General features: G+C 67.1%; 17 protein-coding genes. 6 read left to right on the top strand and 11 right to left on the bottom strand.

The genetic code is table 11. From position 1 onward, the window contains the following. The first annotated feature begins 59 nt into the window (after positions 1-59). Together AB1281_RS03660 and AB1281_RS03655 are read left to right on the top strand one after the other, a co-directional pair. Positions 60-962: an ABC transporter ATP-binding protein gene (locus AB1281_RS03660; protein WP_049443853.1), complete on the top strand. Its 903-nt coding sequence runs from the start codon at positions 60-62 to the stop codon at positions 960-962. A gap of 12 nt (positions 963-974) precedes the next feature. Then, on the top strand, positions 975-4559 hold the full coding sequence (locus tag AB1281_RS03655) for an ABC transporter permease/M1 family aminopeptidase (RefSeq protein WP_430345083.1): 3585 nt from the start codon (positions 975-977) through the stop codon (positions 4557-4559). Positions 4560-4674: 115 nt separating this feature from the next. Here the strand turns inward: AB1281_RS03655 and AB1281_RS03650 are convergent, their stop codons facing one another. From AB1281_RS03650 to AB1281_RS03625, 6 genes are all read right to left on the bottom strand, one after another. Beyond that, positions 4675-4971: a hypothetical protein gene (locus tag AB1281_RS03650; protein ID WP_430345082.1), complete on the bottom strand. Its 297-nt coding sequence runs from the start codon at positions 4969-4971 to the stop codon at positions 4675-4677. After that, positions 4968-5432: a GNAT family N-acetyltransferase gene (locus AB1281_RS03645; protein ID WP_430345081.1), complete on the bottom strand. Its 465-nt coding sequence runs from the start codon at positions 5430-5432 to the stop codon at positions 4968-4970. Before AB1281_RS03645 ends, AB1281_RS03650 begins: the two co-directional genes overlap by 4 nt. 113 nt (positions 5433-5545) lie before the next feature. After that, positions 5546-5932: an SseB family protein gene (locus AB1281_RS03640; RefSeq protein WP_430345080.1), complete on the bottom strand. Its 387-nt coding sequence runs from the start codon at positions 5930-5932 to the stop codon at positions 5546-5548. A gap of 122 nt (positions 5933-6054) precedes the next feature. Continuing rightward, positions 6055-7770, bottom strand: a complete 1716-nt coding sequence (locus AB1281_RS03635; RefSeq protein WP_430345079.1) for an alpha-amylase family glycosyl hydrolase — start codon at positions 7768-7770, stop codon at positions 6055-6057. Beyond that, positions 7770-9257 carry an MFS transporter gene (locus tag AB1281_RS03630; protein WP_430345078.1) on the bottom strand — a complete coding sequence of 496 codons (1488 nt, stop codon included), beginning with the start codon at positions 9255-9257 and terminating at the stop codon, positions 7770-7772. Before AB1281_RS03630 ends, AB1281_RS03635 begins: the two co-directional genes overlap by 1 nt. Next, complete coding sequence (locus AB1281_RS03625; protein ID WP_430345077.1) at positions 9254-11446, bottom strand: Six-hairpin glycosidase-like protein; 2193 nt, start codon at positions 11444-11446, stop codon at positions 9254-9256. The genes AB1281_RS03630 and AB1281_RS03625 overlap by 4 nt, the downstream gene beginning before the upstream one ends. A gap of 237 nt (positions 11447-11683) precedes the next feature. Between AB1281_RS03625 and AB1281_RS03620 the strand changes: the two genes are divergently transcribed. Both AB1281_RS03620 and AB1281_RS03615 read left to right on the top strand, forming a co-directional pair. Further along, positions 11684-13735, top strand: a complete 2052-nt coding sequence (locus AB1281_RS03620; protein WP_430345076.1) for a glycoside hydrolase family 97 protein — start codon at positions 11684-11686, stop codon at positions 13733-13735. Positions 13736-13986: 251 nt separating this feature from the next. Next, a complete protein-coding gene (locus AB1281_RS03615; protein ID WP_430345075.1) occupies positions 13987-16743 on the top strand; it encodes a TonB-dependent receptor in 2757 nt (918 codons plus the stop codon). A gap of 236 nt (positions 16744-16979) precedes the next feature. On the opposite strand, the gene AB1281_RS03610 is transcribed toward AB1281_RS03615, so the two are convergent. Then, positions 16980-18593 (bottom strand): alpha-glucosidase family protein, encoded by a 1614-nt coding sequence (locus tag AB1281_RS03610; RefSeq protein ID WP_430345074.1) that lies wholly within the window; start codon positions 18591-18593, stop codon positions 16980-16982. 214 nt (positions 18594-18807) lie between these two features. On the opposite strand from AB1281_RS03610, the gene AB1281_RS03605 reads away from it, so the two are divergent. Further along, the gene (locus tag AB1281_RS03605) at positions 18808-19806 is read left to right on the top strand and encodes a polyprenyl synthetase family protein (RefSeq protein WP_430345073.1); all 999 of its coding nucleotides are present in this window, start codon (positions 18808-18810) and stop codon (positions 19804-19806) included. 274 nt (positions 19807-20080) lie between these two features. On the opposite strand, the gene AB1281_RS03600 is transcribed toward AB1281_RS03605, so the two are convergent. Further along, positions 20081-20866, bottom strand: a complete 786-nt coding sequence (locus AB1281_RS03600) for a dienelactone hydrolase family protein (protein ID WP_430345072.1) — start codon at positions 20864-20866, stop codon at positions 20081-20083. Between the two features lie 134 nt (positions 20867-21000). On the opposite strand from AB1281_RS03600, the gene AB1281_RS03595 reads away from it, so the two are divergent. After that, the gene (locus AB1281_RS03595; RefSeq protein ID WP_430345071.1) at positions 21001-21591 is read left to right on the top strand and encodes an SMI1/KNR4 family protein; all 591 of its coding nucleotides are present in this window, start codon (positions 21001-21003) and stop codon (positions 21589-21591) included. A 60-nt stretch (positions 21592-21651) separates the two neighbouring features. On the opposite strand, the gene AB1281_RS03590 is transcribed toward AB1281_RS03595, so the two are convergent. From AB1281_RS03590 to murL, 3 genes are all read right to left on the bottom strand, one after another. Further along, complete coding sequence (locus AB1281_RS03590) at positions 21652-22185, bottom strand: hypothetical protein (RefSeq protein ID WP_430345070.1); 534 nt, start codon at positions 22183-22185, stop codon at positions 21652-21654. A gap of 131 nt (positions 22186-22316) precedes the next feature. After that, complete coding sequence (murD, locus tag AB1281_RS03585; RefSeq protein WP_430345069.1) at positions 22317-23726, bottom strand: UDP-N-acetylmuramoyl-L-alanine--D-glutamate ligase; 1410 nt, start codon at positions 23724-23726, stop codon at positions 22317-22319. Next, positions 23707-25059, bottom strand: coding sequence for a UDP-N-acetyl-alpha-D-muramoyl-L-alanyl-L-glutamate epimerase (gene murL / locus AB1281_RS03580; RefSeq protein WP_430345068.1), 1353 nt, complete (start codon positions 25057-25059; stop codon positions 23707-23709). The genes murD and murL overlap by 20 nt, the downstream gene beginning before the upstream one ends. Positions 25060-25099 lie beyond the last annotated feature (40 nt).

The raw sequence follows: 25099 nt of genomic DNA, 5'->3' as shown, positions 1-25099 counted from the left end.
GCACGGACGCCGATGCGCGGATAACGCGCAGACATCGCCCAGGGAAAGGTGTACGTCGCATGCTGAAGATCGATTCGCTGTCCAAGACGTACGCCAACGGCGTGCATGCCCTCAACAACGTGACCCTGGACATCCCGCGCGGCATGTTCGGCCTGCTCGGCCCGAACGGCGCCGGCAAGTCCTCGCTGATGCGCACGCTGTCGACCCTGCAGGAAGCCGACAGCGGCACGGCGACGCTCAGCATTCCGGGTGAGGCGTCGATCGACGTGCTGCGCGACAAGGATGCGGTGCGCCGCCGGCTGGGCTACCTGCCGCAGGACTTCGGCGTGTACCCGAAAGTCAGCGCGCTGGACCTGCTGGAGCATTTCGCGGTGCTCAAGGGCCTGACCCAGCGTGCGCAGCGCCGCGAGGTGGTCGATGGGCTGCTGCAGCAGGTGAACCTGTGGGACGCGCGCAAGCGCAAGCTCGGCACCTACTCCGGCGGCATGCGCCAGCGCTTCGGCATTGCCCAGGCACTGCTGGGTGATCCGCGGCTGGTGATCGTCGATGAACCCACCGCCGGCCTCGACCCGGAGGAACGCAACCGCTTCCTCAACCTGCTGGCGGCGATCGGCGAGAACGTGGCGGTGATCCTGTCCACCCACATCGTCGAGGACGTGACCGACCTGTGCCCGACGATGGCGATCATGAACAAGGGCCAGGTACTGCTGACCGGCCGTCCTGCCGAGGCCATCGACGCCCTGCAGCACCAGGTCTGGCGGAAGCAGGTCGATCCTTCGGAACTGGCCGACCATGAAGCACGCTACGTCGTGCTGTCCACCCGCCTGGTCGGTGGCCGCCCGGTGATCCACGTACACAGCGCCAATGATCCCGGCGACGGCTTCGTGGCCGTGGCACCCGACCTCGAGGACGTGTACTTCCAGCGCCTGCGCCTGCAGGCCCGTGCCCGCGCGGCAGCCTGAGCGGAGCACACCATGATCCTCAACTTCTTCCGATTCGAGCTGCGCGAGCAGCTGCGTTCTCCGCTGCTGTGGCTGCTGGCCGGGCTGTTCGCCCTGCTCGCCTTCGCCGCCGCCTCCAGCGACGCCGTACAGATCGGTGGCGGCAGTGGCAACGTGCACGGCAACGCGCCCACCGTGATCGCGCAGATGCTGGGCATCTTCACCCTGCTCGGCATGCTCGTCACTGCGCTGTTCGTCAGCAATGCGCTGCTGCGTGACTTCGAACTCGGCACTGCCGAACTGATCTTCGCCAGCCCGGTGAAGCGCCGCGACTACCTGGCCGGGCGCATCGCCGCTGCCCTGGCAGCCGGCCTGCTGGTCTACGTTGTGATTGCGTTCGGCCTGTGGCTGGCACCGTTCATGCCGTGGGTCGCCCCCGAACGCATGGGGCCGATCAGCTGGCGGGGCTATGCCTGGACGTTCGCGGTCATCATCATTCCCAACCTGTTGTTCACCACGGCATTGCTGTCACTGCTGGCTGCGCTGACCCGTTCGATCCTGTGGGTCTACATCGGCCTGGTGGCCTACCTCGTACTGTATGGCGTCAGTGCAGCCCTGCTGCGCGACATCGACAACACGTGGATCGCCGTGCTGAGCGAGCCGCTGGGCATGCGCGCACTGAGCCGCACCATCCGCTACTGGTCCACCGCCGAGCGCAACAGTGGAATTCCCGCACTGACCGGCTATCTGCTGGCCAACCGCGTCCTCTGGCTGGGCGTGGCCGCAGCGCTGTTCGCCGCCACCTTCGCGCTGTTCCGTACCGAGCGCAGCGGCAGCGGCCGCCGTCGCTGGGGCCGCAGGCAGTCGCAGCCGGTTGCCGACGCCAGCGCCGCCCGCCCGACCCGCGCACCGCTGCCGCGCATGGTACCGGCGTTCACCGCCACCACCGCGTGGCAGCAGTTCCTGCGCCAGGTGCGCTTCGATACGCGCGGCGTCCTGCGCAGCGTGCCGTTCATCGTGCTGCTGGTACTGGGCTTGACCAACTTCCTGCCCAGCGCACTGTTCCGGCAGACGCTGTACGGCACCCCGATCTGGCCGGTCACCTCGCAGATGATCATGGGACTGCAGGGCGCCTTCAGCTGGCTGCTGGTGATCATCGTGCTGTTCTTCGCCGGCGAGCTGGTCTGGAAGGAACGCAGCGCGCGCATCAACGAAGTGACCGACGCGATGCCGGTGCCGAACTGGGTACCGCTGCTGGCCAAGTTCACCGCGCTGCTGGCGGTGATCATCTGCTTCCAGGCGGCCGGTGCGCTGGCGGCGATGGGCGTGCAGCTGGCCAAGGGTTACACGCATCTTGAGCCGCTGCCGTACCTGCGCAGCCTGGCGCTGGATTCGGTGGTCTACATCCTGATGGGTGGCCTGGCGCTGGTGCTGCAGGTGCTCACCAACAACAAGTTCGTCGGCTACGCGCTGCTGATCGTGGTGATGATCGGCCAGGGCGTGCTCGGCCTGCTCGACTACACGCAGCACCTGTACAACTTCGGCAGCTGGCCCAACGCGCCCTATTCGGACATGAACGGCTACGGCCACTTCCTGCCGGGGCAGCTGGCGTTCCAGGGCTACTGGGCGCTGTTCCTGCTGGCGCTGATGTGCCTGGCCTCCGCATTCTGGGTGCGCGGTGTCAGCCAGGGGCTGCGCCAGCGCCTGGCCCTGGCCGGCCGTCGCCTGCGCGGCCCCACCGGTGCCTTGGCCGGGTTGGCCACCCTGGTCTTCATCGGCGTGGGTGGCTGGCTGTACTGGAGCACCAACATCCGCAACGAGTTCATCGCGCCCGACCGGCAGCTGGACCTGCAGGCCCGCTACGAACGCGAACTGTCGAAGTACCGCGCCCTGCCGCAGCCGCGCGTCGTGGCGGTGGACAACCGCGTGGACCTGTTCCCGGAATCGCAGTCGATGGTGATCGACGCGAACTGGACGGTGCGCAACACGCATGCCGTGCCGATCCAGGACGTGCATGTCTCGATGGGCGACGACAAGCAGCTGGTCGCGGTTGACCTGGGTGGGCAGACCCTGTCGATGCATGACGCCGATCTTGGCTACCGCATCTACCGCCTGGCCATGCCACTGCAGCCGGGAGAAAGCCGCAACGTGCACTTCCGGGTGGTGCAGAAGCCCAATGGCATCACCGCGGGGCTGGCGCCGAGCAACATCGTCGACAACGGCACCTTCTTCAACAGCCGCGTGCTGCCCTCGTTCGGTTACAACGAGGGGGCCGAGATCAGCGACCGCAACGAGCGCCGCAAGCGCGGCCTCGGCGAACCCCGACGCATGCCCAAGCTGGAAGACGAAGCCGCGCGCGCCAACACCTACATCTCCAACGACGCAGACTGGCTCGACTTCCGCACCACGGTCTGCACCGCACCGGACCAGGTAGCGCTGGCGCCGGGCTATCTGCAGCGGGAGACCACGGTGAATGGCCGACGCTGCTTCAGCTATGCCATGGACCGGCCGATGCTGAACTTCTACGCCTATCTTTCGGCACGCTGGGAGGTGCGCAGGGCGACGTACAAGGACATTCCGATCGAGGTCTACTTCGATCCGGCGCACGGCTACAACGTGGACCGGATGATCGAAGCGGTGCAGAAATCGCTGGCCTATTACGAAGCGAACTTCACCCCGTACCAGCACCGCCAGGTACGCATCATCGAGTTTCCGGGCTATGCCCGCTTCGCGCAGTCGTTCGCCAACACCATTCCCTATTCCGAGGCCATCGGCTTCATCGCCGACCTGCGTGACCCGGACAAGGTGGACTACGTGTTCTACGTGACCGCGCACGAGATCGCGCACCAGTGGTGGGCGCACCAGGTGATCGGCGCCAACGTACAGGGCGCGACCATGCTGTCCGAGTCGCTGTCACAGTACTCGGCACTGATGGTCATGGAGCAGGAGTACGGTCGCCAGCACATGCGCCAGTTCCTCAAGCGCGAGCTGGACGGCTACCTGTCCGGGCGCGGCGGCGAGGCCATCGAAGAACAGCCACTGGAGCGCGTGGAGAACCAGCAGTACATCCACTACCAGAAGGGTTCGCTGGTGTTCTACCGGCTGCGCGAGGAAATCGGCGAGCAGGCGCTGAACCGTGCTCTGAAGCGCTTCCTGCAGGACAAGGGCTACCAGCAGCCGCCGTACACCACCTCACGCGAGCTGCTGGGCTACATCCGTGCCGAGACCCCGGCTGACCGCCAGCAGCTGGTCACCGACCTGTTCGAGAAGATCAGCTTCTACGACAACCGGGTGATGGCCGCCAGCGCCCGCAAGCGCGATGACGGCCGCTACGACGTGACCCTGGACCTGCACGCGGCCAAGCAGTACGCCGATGGCAAGGGCAAGGAGAGCGACGCGAAGATGGATGACTGGGTCGAGGTCGGCGTGTTCGCCAACGGGCCGTCGGGCAAGGAGCGCGACCAGAAGGTGCTGTACCTGCAGCGCCATCACATCACCAGCGCCACGCCGAAGATCACGGTGACCGTGGACGAAAAGCCGGATGAAGCAGGCTTCGACCCATACAACAAGCTGATCGACCGGGTGAGCGATGACAACCGGCGCAAGGTGACGATGTGAGGCAACGGGGCGCCGGCTGATGCGCCGGCGCTCCTTGCAACACGTGCGGGCTTGGCTCGGCCTTGCTGTAGTGCCGAGCCATGCTCGGCACATTGTCCACGACAGCCGCGAAGGTTCAGCGCACCGGGGACTTGGGCCCCAGCAACGCCAACAGCACATAGACCACGATCGAGGCGACGGTACCGAGCGCGGCCGGCAATCCGTAGGCCCACGCGGAACGGCCCTGCTGGCGTGCCCACTGCGCCAGATGCCAGGCCGCGCCCAGGTTGATCAGCCAGGCAATGACGAACACCGGCCACAGCACCATGCCTATCGCGCGCAGCACGGGCATGGACACCAGCGCGACGACGATGGCCGCGATCAGGAAGATCAGCGCGGAGCGGGAATGACGCGAGGATGCCGGTGCGTTCATGCGGCTAACCTGCGCACCATCACCAGCACACGATAGTGGCGGTTGTCGATTTCCTGCAGGGGATTCCAGCCGAGCCGTGCATACAGTCCACCATCCAGGGCCTCGGTCTGCAGGTACAGATCGGACACACCCATCCGCACCGCCTGCGCCGCGGCCTGCTCGACCAGGCCGCCAGCCAGCCCACGCCCGCGATGACTATCGGCCACGAACACGCTGCCGAGCCAGTGCTCGTACTGCGGGAAGGCCTGCATCTCCCGGCGCTTGAGCTGCACCGCACCGACCACCTGACCGTCATCGAAGGCGGCAATCAGGTGCGGAAAGCCTTCGGCATCCTGTGGCGGGTTCAGCCGCTGAAGTTCCTGTTCCAGCGACAGGCCAGCGTCGCGGCCCCATTCGGCGTGGTACCACCGGGCCAACTGCTGTCGTTCCGGTGCATCGGCGGGTAGTACCCTGAATTCCATGGCAATGCCTCGATGGGGAAGCGTTCTGTAGAGTCGAGCCATGCTCGACTGATCTGGCACTGCGCGAAAGGCAGTCGAGCATGGCTCGACTCTACAAACAGCGCGGTGGCCGCTCAGCGCTGGGCGAAGTCCTTCAGGATCTCGCCGATGCCACTGGGCGAGATCTCGAAGCCCAGCGTGGTGCCCGGGTTGATCACCACGCCATAGCCACCCGGCACGCGGCGCAGTACGTCCAGCATCAGCCAGCGGATCTGGTGTTCGGCCTGCTGGCTGTAGATGCCCACCCGCGACGGGTCGGTGAACACGGCCACGTGCAGGGTGCCCTGCTTGTCGAACAGCAGCGGGTCGAAGCCACTGCCATCGGGAGTCACCAGGCTGCCGGTCAGCAGCACCACTTCGGAGGCGACGAAGGCCTCCATGAAGGCGCGGATCGGCACGGCCCCATCCATCGCCGCCTTCAGCAGGGTTTCGATCGGGGTCTGCGGGGCGAGGTCGGTCATGGCGGTACGGCAGGGCGTGAGGGGTGCCTATTGTGCCGGATGCGGCCGAACCCGGTAGTGCCGGCCGCTGGCCGGCATCTGCAGGTGTCGTGGATTCAAGGGGTGCCGGCCAGCGGCCGGCACTACCGTCCCAACCGCTGGTCCCGCGCCTTCTGGTCGGCCATCGCCTTGTCCAGCTCGGCCTGCAGCGCCGGCTGCTGCACGGCGGCATCCAGCACGTAGACCTTCACTCCGTGCGCGGGCACTTCAGCCTTCAGCGAGCCGTCCACCCGCAACGAACCGCCCTCCAGCGCGTCGCGCCAGTGGCCGCTCTGGACGTAACGCGCCACGGTGAAGGTCCTCGCCTGGTCGCCCTTGTTCAGCAGCACCAGCGCGGTCTGCGCTACGTCATCCTGCTGCAGCACGCGGAAGAACACCGCTTCGTCACCCTGCAGGCGCTCGTTCACCTGCAGGCCGCGCTGCAGCGCCGGGGTGGCTGCGCGCATCCTGGCGATGCGCTGCAGCGGCGCGAAGATCGGGCTCTGCGGCGCAGCATCCACGCGCGGCTGGCCGAAGTAGGCACGATTGCCGGCATGCTCGGCGCGACCACGCATGAAGCCGGTTTCCGAGCCGTAATAGACCACCGGAATACCACGCGCGGTGAACAACCAGTTGTGCGCATCGATGAAGCCATTGTCGCTGGCCTGCAGGCGCGGCATGTCGTGGTTGTCGTAGAAGCTCATCAGCTCGTACGGATTGGCGTACGGGCCACCGCTCAGGTGCAGCGGCTCGGCCAGGGTTTCAAAGCCCTTGCCGGCGGTGCCGAAGGTCTGCTCCAGCGCGCCGCGCAACGGGAAATCGAGCACGCTGACGTTGGCGTTGGCCGGCCAGGTGTGCTCGGCAATGCGTGCGGCATCGTAATCGAACGCTTCGCCGAACATGAACATGCCCGGGTGCTCGGCGCGGATGCGCTTCACGAAGGCATGCCACCACGGGTGCGGCAGCCAGCCGATGGTGTCGATGCGCAAGGCATCCACGCCCTGCGCGGTCCACTGCAGGTAGGCACCCACCAGGTAGTCCATCACCGCCGGATTGTCCTGGTTGAAGTCGGACAGTTCGGCGAGGTTGCCGTCGAAGATCGAACCGTCCTTGCTGTCGACCGGGCCGATGTTGTTGTAGAACGCGTGCAACGGGTTGTGCTTCGGATCCAGCTTCTGCGGTGGCAGGTTCTGGTGGTCAGCGATCAGCGTTCCGTCCTTGTCGAAGATCTGGCCGAACTGCGGCTGCCGCGTCGGCATGGTCCAGGCGGGCGAACCGTGGTTGCCAACGATGTCCAGCACCACCTTCAGGCCAGCACCGTGCAGGCCCTTGGTCAGCCCGGCGAAGTCCAGGTCCTTGCTGGGCAGGTGCTCGTCGAGTTTGTAGAAGTTGATGCCCCAGTAGCCGTGGTAGCCGGTCTTGCCGCGATCGGTCAGCGTGCTGGTGCAGCTGATCGGCTTGCTGCCGGTGAACGCCTCGTCCGGGTTGTCGACGATGGGGGTAATCCACACCGCACCGAAGCCGAGGTTGCGGATGTACTGCGCATTGTCGAGCACACCGCGGAAGTCACCACCGAGATAGCCGATGTTGCCGTCCACCTTGTCCGGGCACGGCACCGGAATATCGAAGGTGCGATGCGTGCCGCCCTGGTCGCGATGGTCGTTGGACGGATCGCCGTTGACGAAGCGGTCAGTGACCACGAAGTACACCGCATCGCTGGCGAATGGCTCGGTGGTGCCCACATAGTCCGGGCGCGGCGCGGCCGCCGCATGGCCGGCCAGCAGTACCAGGGAAACAGCAACAGACAGCGCACCACGCATCACACCACCTCCGGACGGGACGGAACCCACAGCACGCACAGGCCGGCGATGAACAGGCTGCAGCCGCCCAGCACCAGTACATGCATCGGCTGGCCACCCAGCAATGTACGCAGGGCGAAGCCGAGCGCACTGGCGGCGACCAGCTGCGGGATCACGATGAAGAAATTGAAGATGCCCATGTACACGCCCATCTTCGACGCCGGCACGCTGTCGGACAGCAGTGCATAGGGCAGCGAGAGAATGGATGCCCAGGCGAAACCGACGCCGACCATCGACAGCAGCAGCCAGTGCGGGTCGCGGATGAACATCAGTGAGACCAGCCCGGCACCGCCCAGCCACAGGTTGACCAGGTGGCTCCAGCGCAGACCGATCGCACGCACCATCAGTGGAATCAGCACCGCCGCCAACGCGGCGAAACCGTTGTAGGCGCCGAACAGCACGCCCACCCAGTTGGCACCCTCGTTGTAGGCTGCCGACTCCGGTTCGGTCGAACCGAAGTGGGCGCCGGCCACGGCGGCGGTGGTGTAGATCCACATCGCAAACAGCGCGAACCACGAGAAGAACTGCACCCACGCCAGGCGACGCATGGTGACCGGCATCGCGCGCAGGTCGCCGACGATGGCGGCCAGCATGTGCGTGGCCGGCAGCGTGCGCGCGAGCGCCAGCAGCAGGCCATAGCCGGCACACAGGCCGGCCAGCACGTACAGCATCCTGTCGCCCTGCCGCCACGCAATCAGCAGCGCCAGCAGCACGCCCAGCCCCAGCCATACGGCCACCTGGATCCAGGGTGCCGGACCGCTGATCGGCGCTGCTGCATGATGTGCCGATGGCTCGGCATCATCGAACCCGGCCAGCTCTGCCGGTGAGTACTCGCGGGTGCTGACCACCGTCCAGGTGATCGCCGCCAGCAGCACCACCGCGCCGAAGTAGAACGCATAGCGCACGGTGTCCGGCACCTCACCGGCGGCGGCCGTATTGGCGACCCCGAAGTGGGCCAGGATGAACGGCAGGAAGCTGGCGACGATGGCGCCCACGCCGATGAAGAAGCTCTGCATCGCGTAGCCGGCTGGGCGCTGGCGCGGCGCCAGCTGATCGCCGACGAAGGCGCGGAACGGTTCCATCGACACGTTGATCGAGGCATCCAGCACCCACAACGTGCCGGCGGCGATCCACAGCGTCGGCGAGTTCGGCATCACCAGCAGCGCCAGCGTGGTCAGCACCGCACCGATCATGAAGAACGGACGGCGGCGCCCCCAGCGCGTCCAGGTGCGGTCGGACAGGTAGCCGATCACCGGTTGCACCAGCAGGCCTGTCAGCGGCGCCGCGATCCACAGCCCGGGCACCGCATCGATGTCCGCGCCCAGCGTCTCGAAGATGCGGCTGGCATTGGCGTTCTGCAGGGCGAAGCCGAACTGGATGCCGAGGAAGCCGAAACACATGTTCCAGATCTGCCAGAACGACAGCTGCGGCTTGGCGGGACGGTTCATCGTGCGCCCTCTGCCGCGGCCACCGGCGCCACCATCAGTGCCTGCACCTGGGCCTGGTTGAGCACGCCGTCGCGCCCGCCCTTGCCCCCGGTGTAGTGCGCGAAGTGTTGCAGCGCGCTCATGTTGAAGCCTTCCTCAAGCGCGACCAAACACCGGCCCTTGGCCACGGTGAACGTCGCCGAGGTCGAGTCCTGCACGGCCACGCTGTGCGGCAGCGTGACCGTCCGCCGCTGCTGGGGAATGCCCGGGCACTGCAGCACCAGCTGCTTCACCGCGGCGGTGACGCCCGTGTTGATCGGCCCGTTCGGATTGCGGTACTGCAGGCGCAGGCGCACCTGCCCGGCCCTGGCCGAGCTGAACTGCCAGCGCTGCGCCCCCTTCAGCACCTGCTGCGGACCGACGCAGACCGTCGGGCTGTGCAGCGATTCCAATGCGCCGTCGCGCCGGGTCAGGCTGAGGCAATGCTGCAGGCCGTCGTCGCTGATGCGTGCCTCGCCATTGCTGGCGGTGAGCGCGCGACCGTCCTGCCACAGCACCTGGCCGACAGCGACCGCGACGTTCCAGCCCCTGCCCTTGCGTCGCGCCTGCGGTGCGGCCGGCGTGGCCGGTGCGCGCGCATTGGCGTCGGCCGTCATCACCTCGCTGCGTGGCGCCGCGGCGGCGGGGACCAGCTGCACGGTGGTGGTGGCACCGCGCGTCTTCACCTTGCCCGCCACAAGCAATCCATCACCCAGCTGCTTCGGGCGCTCCAGCACGTAGCGTCTGCCCGCAGCGTCCAGACGGATGCTGCGCTGGCTGCCGAACAGCTCCGGTACCAGCACCGCCGGCAACTTGGGCTGCACGCGGCCATCGTCCTGCACGCCGAACACGCCCTCGACCACCATCGACAGATAGCCGGCCACCGACCACAGCTGGCGTTCGGAGTTGACCACCGGGCCGCTCAGCGCGCCCTCGTCAACATGCACGGCCTGGCTGACCAGTTCGTAGTTTTCCATGTTGGAACCGGCCAGCGCGGCGCCCTGCATCAGCGAACGGATCTCGGCGGCGATGCGCGGCGCATCGTCCAGCTGGCGCGCGGCACGCAGCGAGTAGGCGCTGACGAACGGCCAGATCGCGCGGTTGTGGTAGATCGGCTGCTGCGCCTCCTGCGGCCAGACCACCGGGCTGCCGGCCGGCCCCATCGGGTAGGCCGCCAGCGCACGCCTTGCGCGCTCGGGTGGCAGCACGTCGGCCAGGATGCCCAGCGACAGGCCAAGCAGATCGACCTTTGCGTACGGCACCGGGTGCGCGGCTTCGCCGATGTAGCTCATGTACTGGCCGATATCCTCGCGCCAGAAACGTGCATCGATCTGCTGCGCCAATGCATCGGCCCAGGCCTTGTAGTCGGCCGCACGGGCGTCGCCATGCTGGCCGGCCAGGCGCTCGGCCAGGCGCAGTGCCTGGTAGTGCAGCACGTTGGTGGACAGTGCGTAGGAGTCACCGATGAAGCGCACGTCCTCGCGGGTCCAGTCCGGATAGGTCTGCTCGCGCCAGTCCAGGAACGAGGTCTCGCCACGGTACAGACCCATCTGCGCGTCGAACACCATCGCGCGGTCCTGCGCCAAAGTACCCTGCAGCGCCTGCCAGACCTGGTCGGCAAACGCGCGATCCTCCAGCAGGTGGCGTGCGGCGAGGAACCACACCACGCGGTCGCTGCTGATCGGCCAGCTGCCGCCGGAACCGGTGTCCTGCGCGACGAACAGGCCGGGCGTATGGCCATCGCGGGCCGCCGACAGCTTGAACTGCAGCGACTGCCGGGTGCGCTGCGGATCCAGCCGCGCCAGCGCCAGGTCGGCGGCGAAGCTGACATCGCGGGTCCACACGTAGGGCCAGCGCGCGCCGGTCTGGAAGCACTCGCACGGCACCGGCCGGCCTTCGTCGAACGCAGGATCGCGGATCGCATCCACGCGGTCCTGCTCCATCTCCTGCTGGGCCAGCGCGAACAGCGCATCGAACATCACGCTGCCGGTCTGGCTGCGCATCGGTGCGGCTGCGATCTGCACTGCGCCCTTCGGCGCATGCAGCACGAAGCTGCCCTTGGCAGCGGCTTCGGCGCGCGCATGACGGCCGTCGAATTGCAGGTCGGCCGCCTGCGCGGTCGATCCCAGCGCTGCCCCCAGGGCAGCGGTCAGGCAAATGATCTTCAGCATCGAAGCGGCGGACCGGCTTGCGCCCGTCGGCCTCCCTCCCTCTCTGCACGCGTTGTAGGTCCGCACCGTCGTTGCCGGCGGGCGGGCGCGGCCCCTCCCTCAAGGTGCCTTGGCCCCATGGTAGACGCGGGGCTGTCGGCTGCGTCCAGCTGCATACGTATTCATGGCGTTGCGCGGTAGCGCACCTGTCGCACTGGCTTATGGTCCGGGTCTGCCAACGGCGCCTTGGGAGGGGAAATGCCGATGTCACCCACTGCTGTACGCGCGGTGTTCGCGCATGTGCTCGGACTGGCCCTGCTGGGCCTGGCCACGCTGGCACAGGCCGCGCCACAGGTGGCCAGCGTCGAATCACCGGGCAAGGTGCTCACGGTCCGCCTGGTGCTGGACGGCGGCACTGCCCGCTACCGCGTCGAACGCTTCGGCGAAACCGTGGTGGAGGATTCGAAGCTCGGCTTCGCCCTGCGCGACGGCCGCCTGGACCGCGATTTCGCCCTGCTTGGGCAGCAGCGGCGCAGCGTCGATGACCGCTGGGAACAGCCGTGGGGCGAGCGCCGGCTCACCCGCAACCACTACAACGAGCTGACCGTGCAGCTGGCCGAGACCACCGGCAGCAAGCGGCGGCTGGATGTGGTGTTCCGCGTCTACGACGATGGCCTCGGCTTCCGCTATGTGTTCCCCGAACAGCCGAACCTGCACGAGGCGATCATCGATGACGAACTGACCGAGTTCGCCATCGCGCAGGATTCCACCGCCTGGTGGATTCCCGCCGGCGAGCCGATCCACTACGAATACCTGTACCAGCGCACGCCACTGCGCGAGGTGCCGCTGGTGCATACGCCGATGACCCTGCGCAGCCGCGATGGCCTGCATGTGGCGATCCACGAGGCGGCGCTGGTGGACTATGCCGGCATGTGGCTGCGGCGAACCGAGGGCCAGCGCCTGCGCGCGCAGCTGTCGCCCTCCGCCGAAGGCTGGAAGGTGCGCCGTGCCCTGCCCTTTGCCACGCCGTGGCGCACGCTGCAGATTGCCGACCGTGCCGGTGGCCTGGTCGAATCGGACCTGATCCTCAACCTCAACGAGCCCAATGCGCTGGGCGATGTGAGCTGGGTGAAGCCGGCCAAGTACCTGGGCGTGTGGTGGTCGATGCACCTGGACAATGAGAGCTGGGCGACCGGACCGAAGCACGCGGCCACCACTGCCAAGACGAAGAAGGTGATCGACTTCGCCGCCGCACACGGCTTCCGTGGCGTACTGGTGGAAGGCTGGAACCCGGGCTGGGATGGCAACTGGGTCGGCAACGGCTACGACTTCGACTTCACCCGCGCCACGCCGGACTTCGATATCGAAGCGCTGTCAGCGTATGGCCTGAAGAAAGGCGTGCATCTGATCGGCCACCACGAAACCGGCTGTGCCATCGAGCACTACGAGAACCAGCTGGGTGCCGCACTGGACCTGTATGCGCGGCTGGGCGTGGACCAGTTCAAGACCGGCTACGTCTGCGACGACGGCCAGGTCGACCGCCGCAATCCGGCCGGTGGCCCGCTGTGGCGCGAGTGGCATGACGGCCAGTTCATGGCCCGCCACCACCTGAAGGTGGTGCAGGAGGCCGCGCGCCGGCACCTGTCGGTCAACCCGCATGAGCCGATCAAGGACACCGGCCTGCGCCGCACCTACCCCAACTGGATCTCGCGCGAAGGCGCACGCGGCATGGAGTACAACGCGTGGGGCCAGCCGCCCAACCCACCGGAGCACGAGGTCAACCTGGTGTTCACCCGCATGCTGGCCGGGCCGATGGATTACACCCCCGGCATCCTCAGCCTGAAGGGCCGCCACGGCCAGGCCATTCCCAGCACGCTGGCACGGCAGCTGGCGCTGTATGTGGTGCTGTACAGCCCGATCCAGATGGCCGCCGACCTGCCCGAGCACTACCTGCAGCATCGCGAGGCGTTCCGCTTCATCGAAGACGTCGCGGTGGACTGGGAGCAAAGCCGCGTGCTCGATGGCGAAGTGGGTGACTACGTGACGATCGTGCGCCGCGACCGAAGCAGCCGTGACTGGTTCCTCGGCAGCATCACCGACGAGCACGGCCGTGTGCTGCCGGTATCGCTGGGCTTCCTGGAGCCGGGCGTGCGCTACCGCGCCGACATCTACCGCGATGGCGAGGGCGCAGATTTCCGCAGCAATCCGTTCGCGTTCATGCGCGAAACCCGCGAGGTGACCAGCGCCGATGCACTGACGCTGGTGCTGGCGCCGGGCGGTGGGCAGGCCGTCCGCTTCACGCCGCTTTGAATGCCCCGGTAGTGCCGGCCGCTGGCCGGCAACCCGGTGATCGTGATTGCCGGCCAGCGGCCGGCATTACCGCAGACAGGACCTGAAAGCGATTACAACCCTGCAAGCACCATTGAATACGTATGCAGGGTGATTCCCGCGAAGAACACGCTGCCTACCATAGCGGCGACGACAGCGGCCACCGCGTCGCACGTCCTCGGCCCTGCCGGGACGCTCACGAATCGATCTGCAACATTGCCTGGGAGGGGAAAATGTTGAACCACAAGCGCAGCGCGCTGAGCATCGCGCTGGCCGTTGTCCTGGCGCCGACGCTGGCGTCGGCACAGTCCACGCAGAACACCACCACGCCGGCCGGCACCGCCGCCACCAACCTGGATACGGTGCAGGTCACCGGCATCCGCCGCGGCATCGAGAGCGCGATCGCGGTCAAGCAGGACGCCACCTCGGTGGTCGAGGCGATCTCCGCCGAAGACATCGGCAAGCTGCCCGACGTCAGCATCGCCGAATCGATCTCGCGCCTGCCCGGCCTGGCCGCCCAGCGCGTGGCCGGCCGTGCGCAGGTGATCAGCGTGCGCGGCCTGTCGCCGGACTTTGCCACCACCCTGCTCAATGGCCGCGAAGTGGTCAGCACCGGTGACAACCGCGGCGTCGAGTTCGACCAGTACCCGTCCGAGCTGGTCAACGGCGTGACCGTGTACAAGACCCCGGATGCCGCACTGGTGGGCCAGGGCCTGTCGGGCACCATCGACATGCAGACCGCACGCCCACTCAGCTTCGGCGAACGCGTGATCGCGGTCAGCGGTCGCTACCAGAAGAGCTCGCTCGGCCGCGCCGCCAATGTCGATCCGTACGGCAACCGCTTCAGCGCCAGCTATATCGACCAGTTCCTGGACAAGACCCTGGGCATCGCCATCGGCTACGCGCACAGCGACATGCCGATCCAGGAGAACCAGGTCGGCCTGTACGAGCCGTGGACCACCGAGCACACCGACAAGGGCAACCGCCCGGGCGTTGCAGCCGGCACCTACTTCTCCGATGGCATCAAGGCGCTGCGCCGCACTGGCAACAACAAGCGCGACGGCGTGATGGCCACGATCCAGTTCCGGCCGAACAACAGCTGGACCAGCACCTTCGATGCGTTCCACACCGAAGCCGAGCAGATCGATACCGCCAACCAGTTCGAGCTGAACCTCAGCAACTACAACGGCAATTACACGCCCGGCCTGCTGGTCAGCAACCCGCAGGTCAACGCCAATGGTTCGTTCACCGGTGGCACCGCCAGCGGTGTCTACCCGCTGGTGCGCGGCATGTACAACAAGCGCAAGGACAAGATCGACGCGTTCGGCTGGAACAACGAGTTCAACTTCAGTGGCGTCAAGCTGGTCGCCGACCTGAATTATTCCAAGGCCACCCGCGATGAGCTGAACCTGGAAAACAACCTGCAGCTGACCCCGATGCCGCAGCTGGATACGGTCGGCGTGTCGATCCGCCAGGATGGATTCTCGCAGATCAGCCCGGGCCTGAATTATTCCAACCCGGACGCGCTGTTCCTGACCAACACCATCTACGGTTCCGGCTACGGCAAGGTGCCGAAGGTGGAAGACCGGCTGAAGGGTGGCAAGCTGGCCGCCACCATCGCCCTGCCCGATGCGATTGCCTCGTGGGCGCCGGACATCGACATCGGCGTGAACTACGCCGACCGCCGCAAGGTGAAGACCCAGTCCGAAGGCAACATCCTGCTCGGCGCACAGGGCGACGCCAACATCGCCTCGGACCTGCAGTACCGCCCGGTCAACCTCGGCTTCGCCGGCCTGGGCACCATCCCGGCCTGGAACGTGCCGGCTGCGGTCGGTCGCTACATGACCTTCAACCCGGTCGACAACCTGGACTACCTGATCCCCAAGTCGTGGACGGTCGAAGAGAAGATCACCACCGCCTGGGCGCGCCTGAACATCAACACCGACATCGGTGAAGTGGGCGTGCGTGGCAACATCGGCGTGCAGATGCAGCACACCGACCAGAGCTCGGATTCGCGGTACTGGGACAGCTCGCAGTCGGCCGGCAACAACGTGCAGCCGTATTCGAACGGCCGCACCTACAACGACTGGCTGCCGAGCTTGAACCTGGCCTTCATGTTCCCGCACCAGCAGACGCTGCGCTTCGCCGCCGCCAAGCAGGTCGCGCGCCCGCGCGTGGACCAGATGCGCGCCGGCCTGGAGTTCGGCGTGGACACCGGTACCGGCCGGCCGGGCGGCAGTGGCGGCAATCCACTGCTGGACCCGTGGCGTGCCACCGCGCTGGACCTGTCCTATGAGAAGTACTTCGGCGAGAAGGCCTACGTGGCCGCCGCGATCTTCTACAAGGACCTGAAGAGCTACGTCTACACCCAGTCGGTGGACAACTACGACTTCACCTCGCTGCTGGGCAGTTACGTACCGCCGCCGGGCATGACCGCTCCGGTGCTGACCACCGGCACCTTCTCCGCCCCGCAGAACGGCAAGGGCGGCACGTTGAAGGGCCTGGAACTGACCGCATCGTTCCCGCTGGAGATGCTGACCGACAGCCTGCGTGGCTTCGGCGTGCAGGCCAGCGCGACCTTCAACAAGAGCGACATCACCATCCTGGATCCGGAGAGCGCCTCCAGCGTGGGCAGTGACCCGATCAGCCTGCCGGGCCTGTCCAAGCGCGTGTACAACTTCACCGCCTATTACGAGCGCAGCGGCTTTGAGGCACGCGTCAGCCAGCGCCGCCGTTCGGACTTCATCGGTGAGATCGGCAACTTCAACGGCAACCGCAGCCTGCGCTACGTGGTGGGCGAGAACGTGACCGATGCGCAGGTCAGCTATACCTTCAGCGACAGCAGCGCTTTGCGTGGCCTGACCCTGCTGCTGCAGGGCAGCAACCTGACCAACGAGCCGTACCGCACCTACGCCGGCAGCAAGGACCGCCCGCTGGAGTACATCGAGTGGGGCCGCACCTATATGCTGGGCGTGAACTACAAGTTCTGACCATGACCGGGTAGTGCCGGCCGCTGGCCGGCAACAACTCATCGGAAACCCGCTGCGCAGGCAGCGGGTTTTCTTTTGCGCGAATGCCCATCCACGCATGGCGTGGATCTACCCAGCGCCGCCCCAACCCGTAGATCCACGCCATGCGTGGATGCCTTTCGCCGGAAGCCCACCCACAAAAAAGGGACGGGGCGCTTCGGCCCCGTCCCCGCAAGTACCGCCACCGGAGAAAACGGTCAGCTGCGTCGGGCGCAATACACCGCACGCGGCGGCAGCTGGAGTTCATTGCCCTGCACCGTGCCCGCTTCCGGGCCCGGCACCGCCACCTGCTGCCAGTTGCCCGGCGGCAGCGGATGGCTCACCGCCTCGGCCGACAGGTTGAAGGCCAGCAGGAGGGTTTCATCTGCAAGCATACGCTCGAACAGCAGCACTGGCTCGGCACTTTCGATGAATCGGATGCTGCCATGCAGGAGCACCGGCTGGGTATGCCGCCAGGCCAGGTACGCCCGGAACGCGGCCAGGACCGAGCCTGGGTCGCGTTCCTGCACGGCTACCGCCGCGGCGCGGTGCTCGGCCGGGATCGGCAGCCACGGCTGGCCGGTGGTGAAGCCGGCCAGCGGCGCATCGGTCCACGGCAACGGGGTACGGCAGCCGTCACGGCCCTTGAAGTTCGGCCAGAAGGTGATGCCATACGGGTCCTGCAGGGCCTCGAACGGTACCTCCGCCTCGGCCAGGCCCAGCTCTTCACCCTGGTACAGGCAGACCGAGCCGCGCAGCGAGCACAGCATCGCCACCAGCATCCGCGCCAGGCGCGGGTCGGCCGGGTGGCCGCCCCAGCGGCTGACCGCCCGCTCCACGTCGTGATTCGAAACTGCCCAGCACGGCCAGCCTTCGGTCATCGCCGCTTCCAGGCGCGAGACCGTATCGCGGATGTAGGCCGCGCTGTAGTCGTCCACCAGCAGCTCGAAGCTGTAGCCCATGTGCAGGCGGCCATCGCGGGTGTACTCGGCCGTGGTGGCCAGCGAGTCCTCCGAAGAGATCTCGCCCAGGCTGACCGCCCCCGGGTACTCGTCCAGCAGCACGCGCAGGCGCTCCAGGAACGGCAGGTTCTCCGGCTGGGTGTTGTTGTAGTAGTGGTACTGGTAGGCGTACGGGTTGTCCGGGCTGAAGCCGCGCCCCACCCGCTTGTCGGCGGGCTTGGCCGGGTTGTCACGCAGCTGTGCGTCGTGGAAGCAGAAGTTGATCGCATCCAGGCGGAAACCATCCACGCCGCGGTCCAGCCAGAAGCGCACGTTGTCCAGGGTCGCCTGCTGCACGTCCGGGTGATGGAAGTTCAGGTCCGGCTGGTCGACCAGGAAGTTGTGCAGGTAGTACTGCTCGCGGCGCGGCTCCCACTGCCAGGCGCAGCCGCCGAACAGCGACAGCCAGTTGTTGGGCGGGGTGCCGTCCTCGCGCGGGTCGGCCCAGACGTACCAGTCCGCCTTCGGGTTGCTGCGGTCCTGGCGGCTCTCGCGGAACCAGGCGTGCTCGATCGAGGTATGGCTCAGCACCTGGTCGATCATCACCTTCAGGCCCAGGCCGTGGGCCTTGGCCAGCAGGCGATCGAAGTCGTCCAGGCTGCCGAACAGCGGGTCGACATCGCGGTAGTCGGCGATGTCATAGCCGAAGTCGGCCATCGGCGACTTGAAGAACGGCGAAATCCAGATCGCATCCACGCCCAGCGCGGCGATGTGGTCCAGCCGCTCGATGATGCCCGGCAGGTCACCCACCCCGTCGCCGTTGGCGTCGAGGTAGCTGCGCGGGTAGATCTGGTAGATGACGGCTCCGCGCCACCATGGATAGTGCGACATCGACAGCCCCCCTCCGGGCATGCGGGACCCGCCGGCAGCGGGCCGAAATCCTGATCCGGCAAGCTTAGCGGCGGCCTCGCGGGCATGGCGCAACCTGCATACGTATTCACGCAGGCGGCCGCGCCGGCCAGGCTGGAAATGCCGCTCGGGCCGGTTTGCGCCCGAATTCACGGCCAGCGCCTATAATCGGCGGTGAGCCTGAAAGCCTGATCGCATGACCATCACCGAAGACACCCGTCCCGCCCTGGGCCTGCCCCAGATCCAGTCGCTTGCCGCGGCCGACATGGCCGCCGTCGACGCCCTGATCCGGCGCCGGCTGTCCTCGGACGTCGTGCTGATCAACCAGATCGCCGACCACATCATTTCCGCCGGTGGCAAGCGCCTGCGCCCGATGCTGGTGATGCTGGCCGGCCATGCGGTCGGCCAGGCCGGCCCGGACCACCACCAGCTGGCGGCGATCATCGAGTTCATCCACACCTCCACCCTGCTGCACGACGACGTGGTGGACGAATCCAGCCTGCGCCGCGGCCGCAGCACCGCCAACGCGCTGTGGGGCAACGCGCCCAGCGTGCTGGTCGGCGACTTCCTGTACTCGCGCAGCTTCCAGCTGATGGTCGAGCTGGAACGCATGTCGGTGATGCAGATCCTGGCCGATGCCACCAACCGCATCGCCGAGGGTGAAGTGCTGCAGCTGCTGCACGTGCACAACCCGGATACCGACGAAGCCGCCTACCTGCGCGTGATCGAGCGCAAGACCGCGGTGCTGTTCGCCGCCGGCACCCGCCTGGGCGCGCTGGCCAGCGGCGTGGATGAAGCCACCCAGCAGGCCCTGTTCGACTACGGCATGCACCTGGGCTACGCGTTCCAGATCGCCGACGACGTGCTGGACTACTCGGCCAACGCCGACGAGCTGGGCAAGAACCTGGGCGATGACCTCGCCGAAGGCAAGGCGACCCTGCCGCTGATCCACGCGATGGCGCACTCCGACGACGCCACCCGTGAGCGCCTGCGCAGCATCGTTCAGGACGGCGATGCCTCGGCGATGCCGGAAGTGCTGGCCGCGATCCGCGCCACCGGCGGCCTGGAGTACAGCCGCGCGCGCGCCGAGGAATATGCCGAAGCCGCCGAGCGCGCGTTGGACGGTCTGGCCGACAACGACGCGGTTGCCGCCCTGCGTGGCCTGGCCCGCTACGCGGTGCAGCGTTCGCATTGATGGATGCGTGCCGACCAACGGTCGGCACCTACCATCTTCCGTAGGTGCCGACCGTTGGTCGGCCCGGAAACATCGGTGGGTGCCGACCGTTGGTCGGCACGGAAACATCGGTGGGTGCCGACCGTTGGTCGGCACGGAAGCATCGGTGGGTGCCGACCGTTGGTCGGCACGGAAACATCGGTGGGTGCCGACCGTTGGTCGGCACGGAAGCATCGGTGGGTGCCGACCGTTGGTCGGCACGGAAGCATCGGTGGGTGCCGACCGTTGGTCGGCACTACATGAAACGCTCCTCGAAGAACTCATCCAGCGCCTTCCACGCGCGCTTGGCCGCCCGTTCGTTGTACTGGCAGCCCGGCGGGCTGTTGGCATCGCGCTCGGCGAAGCAGTGCACCGCGCCGCTGTAGTTGGTGAATTCCCAGTCGACCTTGGCGGCGTTCATTTCCTTCTGGAAACCGGCGATGTCCTCGGCGGTCACGCTCTTGTCGTCGGCGCCGTTGAGCACCAGCACCGACGGGTGAGTGCCACCGGCCTGCGCCGGCAGCGGCGAACCCAGCCCACCGTGCAGGCTGACCACGCCGGCCAGCGGCGCACCGGCACGGGCCAGTTCCAGCACCGTGGTGCCACCGAAGCAGAACCCCACCGCACCGATCCGACTGGCATCGAGCGGCGCCTTGCCGGCCTGCGCCTTGAGCACATTCACCGCTTCCAGCGCGCGGGCACGCAGCAGCGGCCGATCGTTGCGCAGCTTGCTCGCCACCGGCCCGGCCTCGGCATCGGTCTTCGGCCGCACACCCTTGCCGTACACATCGGCCACCAGCACCACGTAGTCATCGCCGGCCAGCTGCTTGGCCTTCTCCACCGCCGATTCGTTCACACCCTTCCAGTTCGGCACCATCACCAGGCCCGGGCGCTTGTCATGCCGGCCGTCGTCATAGACCAGCACGCCACTGAAGGTCGTGCCCTGGTGCTTCCACTCCACCGGCTGGGTCTTCATCGCCGCCCAGGCCGGCATCGCCGCCAGCCCCAGCATCACCGCCACACCGCATCGCCAACGATTCATGCGCCTGCTCCGCAAGAAAAAGGGGACGGAGGGGATTAAGCCGTATTCGCCCCTCCCGCGTCGCATTCTGCATTGGCGACGTGACGCAGGTGTGGTTGGATACGACTTAATCCCCTCCGTCCCCTTTTTGCCGCATGAACCTTGTTGATCGCTTTCTGTCTGGCCTGATCCCTCGCCTGCCTGCCGATGATGCCCCTCAATGGGCCCATGTGCAGGGCGCCAGCGCCGAAGACCTGCAGCGCCTGCGCACGCAGTGGCCGCAGGTGCCGGACAGCCTGATCGCGCTGCTGTCGCGCGTGGATGGCACCCACTTCCGTGAGTACCCCGGCGGTGAGGTCTGCGTGCTGGTGCTGGGCTCGGATGTGGGCGATTACCCGTACTACCTGCGCTCGGTCGCACAGATCTTCGAAGACCAGCAGCAGTGGGACGACAGCATCCGTTCCATCTACGAAGAGTGGCTGGATGACGAACCGGAGATCCTGGGTGAGGGCATCGATGCCGACCTGCCGATGAACCGCCGACTGTGTTTCTCGCACTGCATGAACAACGGCGGCACGTCGATGCTGTACCTGGATTTCGACCCCGCGCCGGGCGGCACGGTCGGCCAGGTGGTGCGCTACCTGCACGATCCGGACAGCTATGCGGTGATCGCACCCAGCTTCGACGCGTACCTGCAACAGATGATTGATCGCGATTACGCGTTCATCGACCAGGACGAGGATTGAAACCCAGCCAAGCATGGGCTCGGCTCTACAGTAGATCCACGCCATGCGTGGATGGCGCTCTCACCCGCGTTCGATCCAGTGCAACGTGCCGGGCGCGAACGCCAACAGATCCGCCGCGGCGAGCTGATCCCGCGACCAATGATGTTCCGGCGGCTTCGGCTGCCGGGCCCCCACCGAGCCGTCGTAAACACGCACCAGAAGTCCGATGCGCGCCGCACCCACACCCAGCAGGGCATCAATGCGCTGCAGCCATTGGCCGGCGTCGGCCAGAGCTCTATCGCGGCACACCTGCTGATCCTGTTCATGCCGCGCCAACTGCTCGGACAGCGCGCGAGCGATTCTGGCCTCACTCCAGCCCTTCTTCCGCCAACGTTCGGCATCGCCCTTCCATTCCGGCTGCACACTCGTCGAGGCCAGCGCGGTGCCGCAATCGCAGTGCGCGGCACTCAGCCACGGCTGCCAGCCGGGCCCGACGGCCGCCAGCACGCTGGGCGAATCCTGGACGAACAGGCGCCGGCCGCTGCGCTGCATGATCGCGGCGGCTTCGACGTGCGGAAACGACGTGGGCAGGAACAGGGTGATGAAGGTGCACATGCGGGTATCCGGGTCCATCCGGGGATGCGCCGATGGTAACGCGCCCCTTCAGTAGAGCCACGCCATGCGTGGAAGCGGTGCCCCGGGTTGCCGGCCAGCGGCCGGCACTACCGTAGATCGAGGCCGCCCTCTTACCCGATGCCCAACCCCGGAATCGCGCTGATGCTGTCCGGATCAAACCCGGCCAGTTCCGCGAAATGACGACCACGCGCTACGTAATCGCGGTAGGCCCCAAAGCTCGGCGCGCCCGGCGACAGCAATACCACCCCGCCCTGCGCACCCAACGCAGAACGCGCCAAGGCCATCGCCTCCGGCAGATCACCGGCGGCGTGCAGGCCGAAGCGGCCGGCATCAGCCAGCGGCTGCAGCATCGCGTGGATGCGCGGGCCGTTGCTGCCCATGGTCACGATCTCCACCGGCGGCACATCGTGCGCCATGTGCTGCATGAAATCGGTCCAGTCCAAGCCACGGTCGTGCCCGCCCACCAGCAACGCGATGCGCTGTCCGGTGAAGCACTCCAGCGCCGCCAGGCTGGCATGCGGCGTGGTGCTGATCGAATCGTTGACGTAAGTCAGGCCATCGGCCACGCCGATGCGCTGCAGGCGGTTCGGCAGGGGTCGGAAATCCTGCACCGCCGGTGCCAGCGCCACCGCGTCCAGCCCCAGCGCTTCCAGCGCGGCCAGCACCGCGCACAGGTTGCCACGGTTGTGGCGGCCCGGCAGCGGCGTGTTGCGGGTATCGAACACCGCCTGCTCGCCGCGATGCACGATGTCACCGCGCATGTGCCAGCCCTGCGGCTGGTTGAACCACACCACCTCGCTGTCAGGCAGCGACAACGCAGCCAGATGCGGATCGGCGGCGTTGAGTACAGCGATGCGCGGTGCGGCTTCAGTCACCAGCCGCAGCTTGTCCTCGATATAGCGCTGTTCGCTGCCGTGCCAGTCCAGGTGTTCCGGGAACAGGTTCAGCACCACCGCCACCTGCGGGCGGGCGCCACTGCGTGCCACCTCACCGGTCTGGTAGCTGGACAGTTCCACCGCCCAGTACTCGGGCGCGGGCTGCGGGTCCAGCACTTCCAGCAGCGGCAGGCCGATGTTGCCGACCAGGCCGGTGCGGTGGCCGGCCGCACGCAGCAGGTGCGCGACCAGCGCGGTGGTGGTGCTCTTGCCCTTGGTGCCGGTCACGCACACGGTGTCGTGCACGATGCCATCGGCACCCGCATGCTCGGCAAACCACAGCGCAGTGCCACCGATGAAGGTGGTGCCCTGCCCCGCCGCCGCCAGCGCGACCGGCTGGTAGGGGCTGATGCCGGGCGACTTGATCACCACATCGAAGGCAGCCAGCGCCTCGGCAGAAGGCTCGCCACGCACGTCCAGCACGCCCTGTGTTTCCGCACGCGCGGCCTCCACTTCGGCCGCCGGGCAGAACAGGCTCAGCGGCAACGTGGGCAGGCGCTCGCGCAGCACCGCAAACGCGGCGCGGCCCTCACGGCCCCAGCCCCACAGCGCGACGCGCTTTCCTTCAAGCTTCGAAATCTTCACGCACCCGTTCCCACAGCGCAGCCGGAACGCGGTGCTCGCCCTGCAGCTGCAGCAGCGGTGCCAGTTCCAGTTCGGCGGCATCCAGCTGCGGCTGGATCTCATTGCAGAAGCGCTTCACCAGCACGTCTTCCTTCCACTCCGGGCGCTGCGCCAGGGTCGCCATTGCCGCGCGCGATTCGCGGCCTTCGCCCACGCACTCGAACGGCTTGTGGTCCTGGAACTCCAGCAGTGCGTCGAAGCCACCGGCCTGCTCGGCATCGTCCAGCAGGTTGCGGCCGAAGATACGCACCAGGCGCGTCTTGGGCATGAACGGGGCCAGCGCCAGGAACACGAAATGGCACTTCGGGCAGACGCCGCACCAGCGGTTCACCGGGCGCTCGCCGAGGATGTGGAAGTTGCGGTTGCAGCTGGAGAAATGCGCGTCGTAGAAGTCGGTCTTGGCGAACTGGCGAGCCACCGCCAGCTCCGACATCGGGCGCAGCAGCGAGTAGTACTGCAGGTCCGCAGCGACGTGCTTCTGCACGTGGCTGCCGAACGCCTGCTCGAACGCCCAGCCCTTGGACCACTGGTGGTTCACTTCGCCGGTGCCTGGAATCTGGCTGCCGTAGCTGGCCGAACGTTCGTTGGAGAACACCACCTGGTCCACGCCCTGCAGCAGCGCGGCCAGCACCATGATTGCCGAGTTCACCGCGGTGACCGGGATATGCCCGTTCCAGGCGCCCTGGCGGTTGAGCTCGAACAGTTCCGGCGCCAGCGCGCGGCCCAGGTTCAAGGTGGGCAGGCCGGTACGCTCGGCACAGGCGCGGATCAGCTGCGAGCCACCAATCCAGGTCACGGTCTCGTCCACGCCGGCACGGCGCAGCGCTTCGATGCTGACCAGCGAATCCTTGCCGCCACCGATCGCCACCAGCGCGTGCGGCTGCAAGCCCAGCACCGGCGCCTGCACTGCCTCGCCCTGCACCGGCAGGCGGAAGCGCCCGCGCAGGTTCAGGCCGTTGCGGTAGGCGAACTCTCCCAGACCGTTGAGGTAGACCGTCTCCACCAGCGCAGCGGTATCGGCATCGATGGCGTAGCTGTCGATGCTGACCGTCTCCGGCACGCCCGCCTTGTAGTAGCTGACACCGGCGATCAGGTGCAGCAGCTGCAGCGCGCGCTGCACGGCGGCGGTACGCGCTTCGTCCAGCACGAACGGGGCGCCCGGCACGGTGATGGTTTCCACCATCTCCGGGCCGTCATCAAAGGCGTAAACCAGCCTGGCCACGCCGGTATCCGCGGCGAATTCGCAGCGGACGAAGCGGAAGCGGGAAACCTGGTGTTTGTCGAAAGCAGTCATGGTGTATCCGGTCAGGCACGGGCCCGCGCGATGGCGCGGG

Source organism: Stenotrophomonas sp. NRRL B-14846 (assembly GCF_050473585.1).
Taxonomy (GTDB): Bacteria; Pseudomonadota; Gammaproteobacteria; order Xanthomonadales; family Xanthomonadaceae; genus Stenotrophomonas.
The sequence above is the reverse complement of the archived record's forward strand: the minus strand, read 5'-3'. Positions and strand labels throughout refer to the sequence as shown.

What these genes read in the sequence shown, in the direction of transcription:
- AB1281_RS03600 (WP_430345072.1), bottom strand. Translation starts at nt 20,866, where the DNA reads ATGAATCGTTGGCGATGCGGTGTGGCGGTGATGCTGGGGCTGGCGGCG.
- AB1281_RS03640 (WP_430345080.1), bottom strand. Translation starts at nt 5,932, where the DNA reads ATGACCGACCTCGCCCCGCAGACCCCGATCGAAACCCTGCTGAAGGCG.
- AB1281_RS03590 (WP_430345070.1), bottom strand. Translation starts at nt 22,185, where the DNA reads ATGTGCACCTTCATCACCCTGTTCCTGCCCACGTCGTTTCCGCACGTC.
- AB1281_RS03660 (WP_049443853.1), top strand. Translation starts at nt 60, where the DNA reads ATGCTGAAGATCGATTCGCTGTCCAAGACGTACGCCAACGGCGTGCAT.
- AB1281_RS03650 (WP_430345082.1), bottom strand. Translation starts at nt 4,971, where the DNA reads ATGAACGCACCGGCATCCTCGCGTCATTCCCGCTCCGCGCTGATCTTC.
- AB1281_RS03655 (WP_430345083.1), top strand. Translation starts at nt 975, where the DNA reads ATGATCCTCAACTTCTTCCGATTCGAGCTGCGCGAGCAGCTGCGTTCT.
- AB1281_RS03630 (WP_430345078.1), bottom strand. Translation starts at nt 9,257, where the DNA reads ATGAACCGTCCCGCCAAGCCGCAGCTGTCGTTCTGGCAGATCTGGAAC.
- AB1281_RS03620 (WP_430345076.1), top strand. Translation starts at nt 11,684, where the DNA reads ATGCCGATGTCACCCACTGCTGTACGCGCGGTGTTCGCGCATGTGCTC.
- AB1281_RS03625 (WP_430345077.1), bottom strand. Translation starts at nt 11,446, where the DNA reads ATGCTGAAGATCATTTGCCTGACCGCTGCCCTGGGGGCAGCGCTGGGA.
- AB1281_RS03645 (WP_430345081.1), bottom strand. Translation starts at nt 5,432, where the DNA reads ATGGAATTCAGGGTACTACCCGCCGATGCACCGGAACGACAGCAGTTG.
- AB1281_RS03610 (WP_430345074.1), bottom strand. Translation starts at nt 18,593, where the DNA reads ATGTCGCACTATCCATGGTGGCGCGGAGCCGTCATCTACCAGATCTAC.
- AB1281_RS03595 (WP_430345071.1), top strand. Translation starts at nt 21,001, where the DNA reads ATGAACCTTGTTGATCGCTTTCTGTCTGGCCTGATCCCTCGCCTGCCT.
- AB1281_RS03635 (WP_430345079.1), bottom strand. Translation starts at nt 7,770, where the DNA reads ATGCGTGGTGCGCTGTCTGTTGCTGTTTCCCTGGTACTGCTGGCCGGC.
- AB1281_RS03615 (WP_430345075.1), top strand. Translation starts at nt 13,987, where the DNA reads ATGTTGAACCACAAGCGCAGCGCGCTGAGCATCGCGCTGGCCGTTGTC.
- AB1281_RS03605 (WP_430345073.1), top strand. Translation starts at nt 18,808, where the DNA reads ATGACCATCACCGAAGACACCCGTCCCGCCCTGGGCCTGCCCCAGATC.
- murL (WP_430345068.1), bottom strand. Translation starts at nt 25,059, where the DNA reads ATGACTGCTTTCGACAAACACCAGGTTTCCCGCTTCCGCTTCGTCCGC.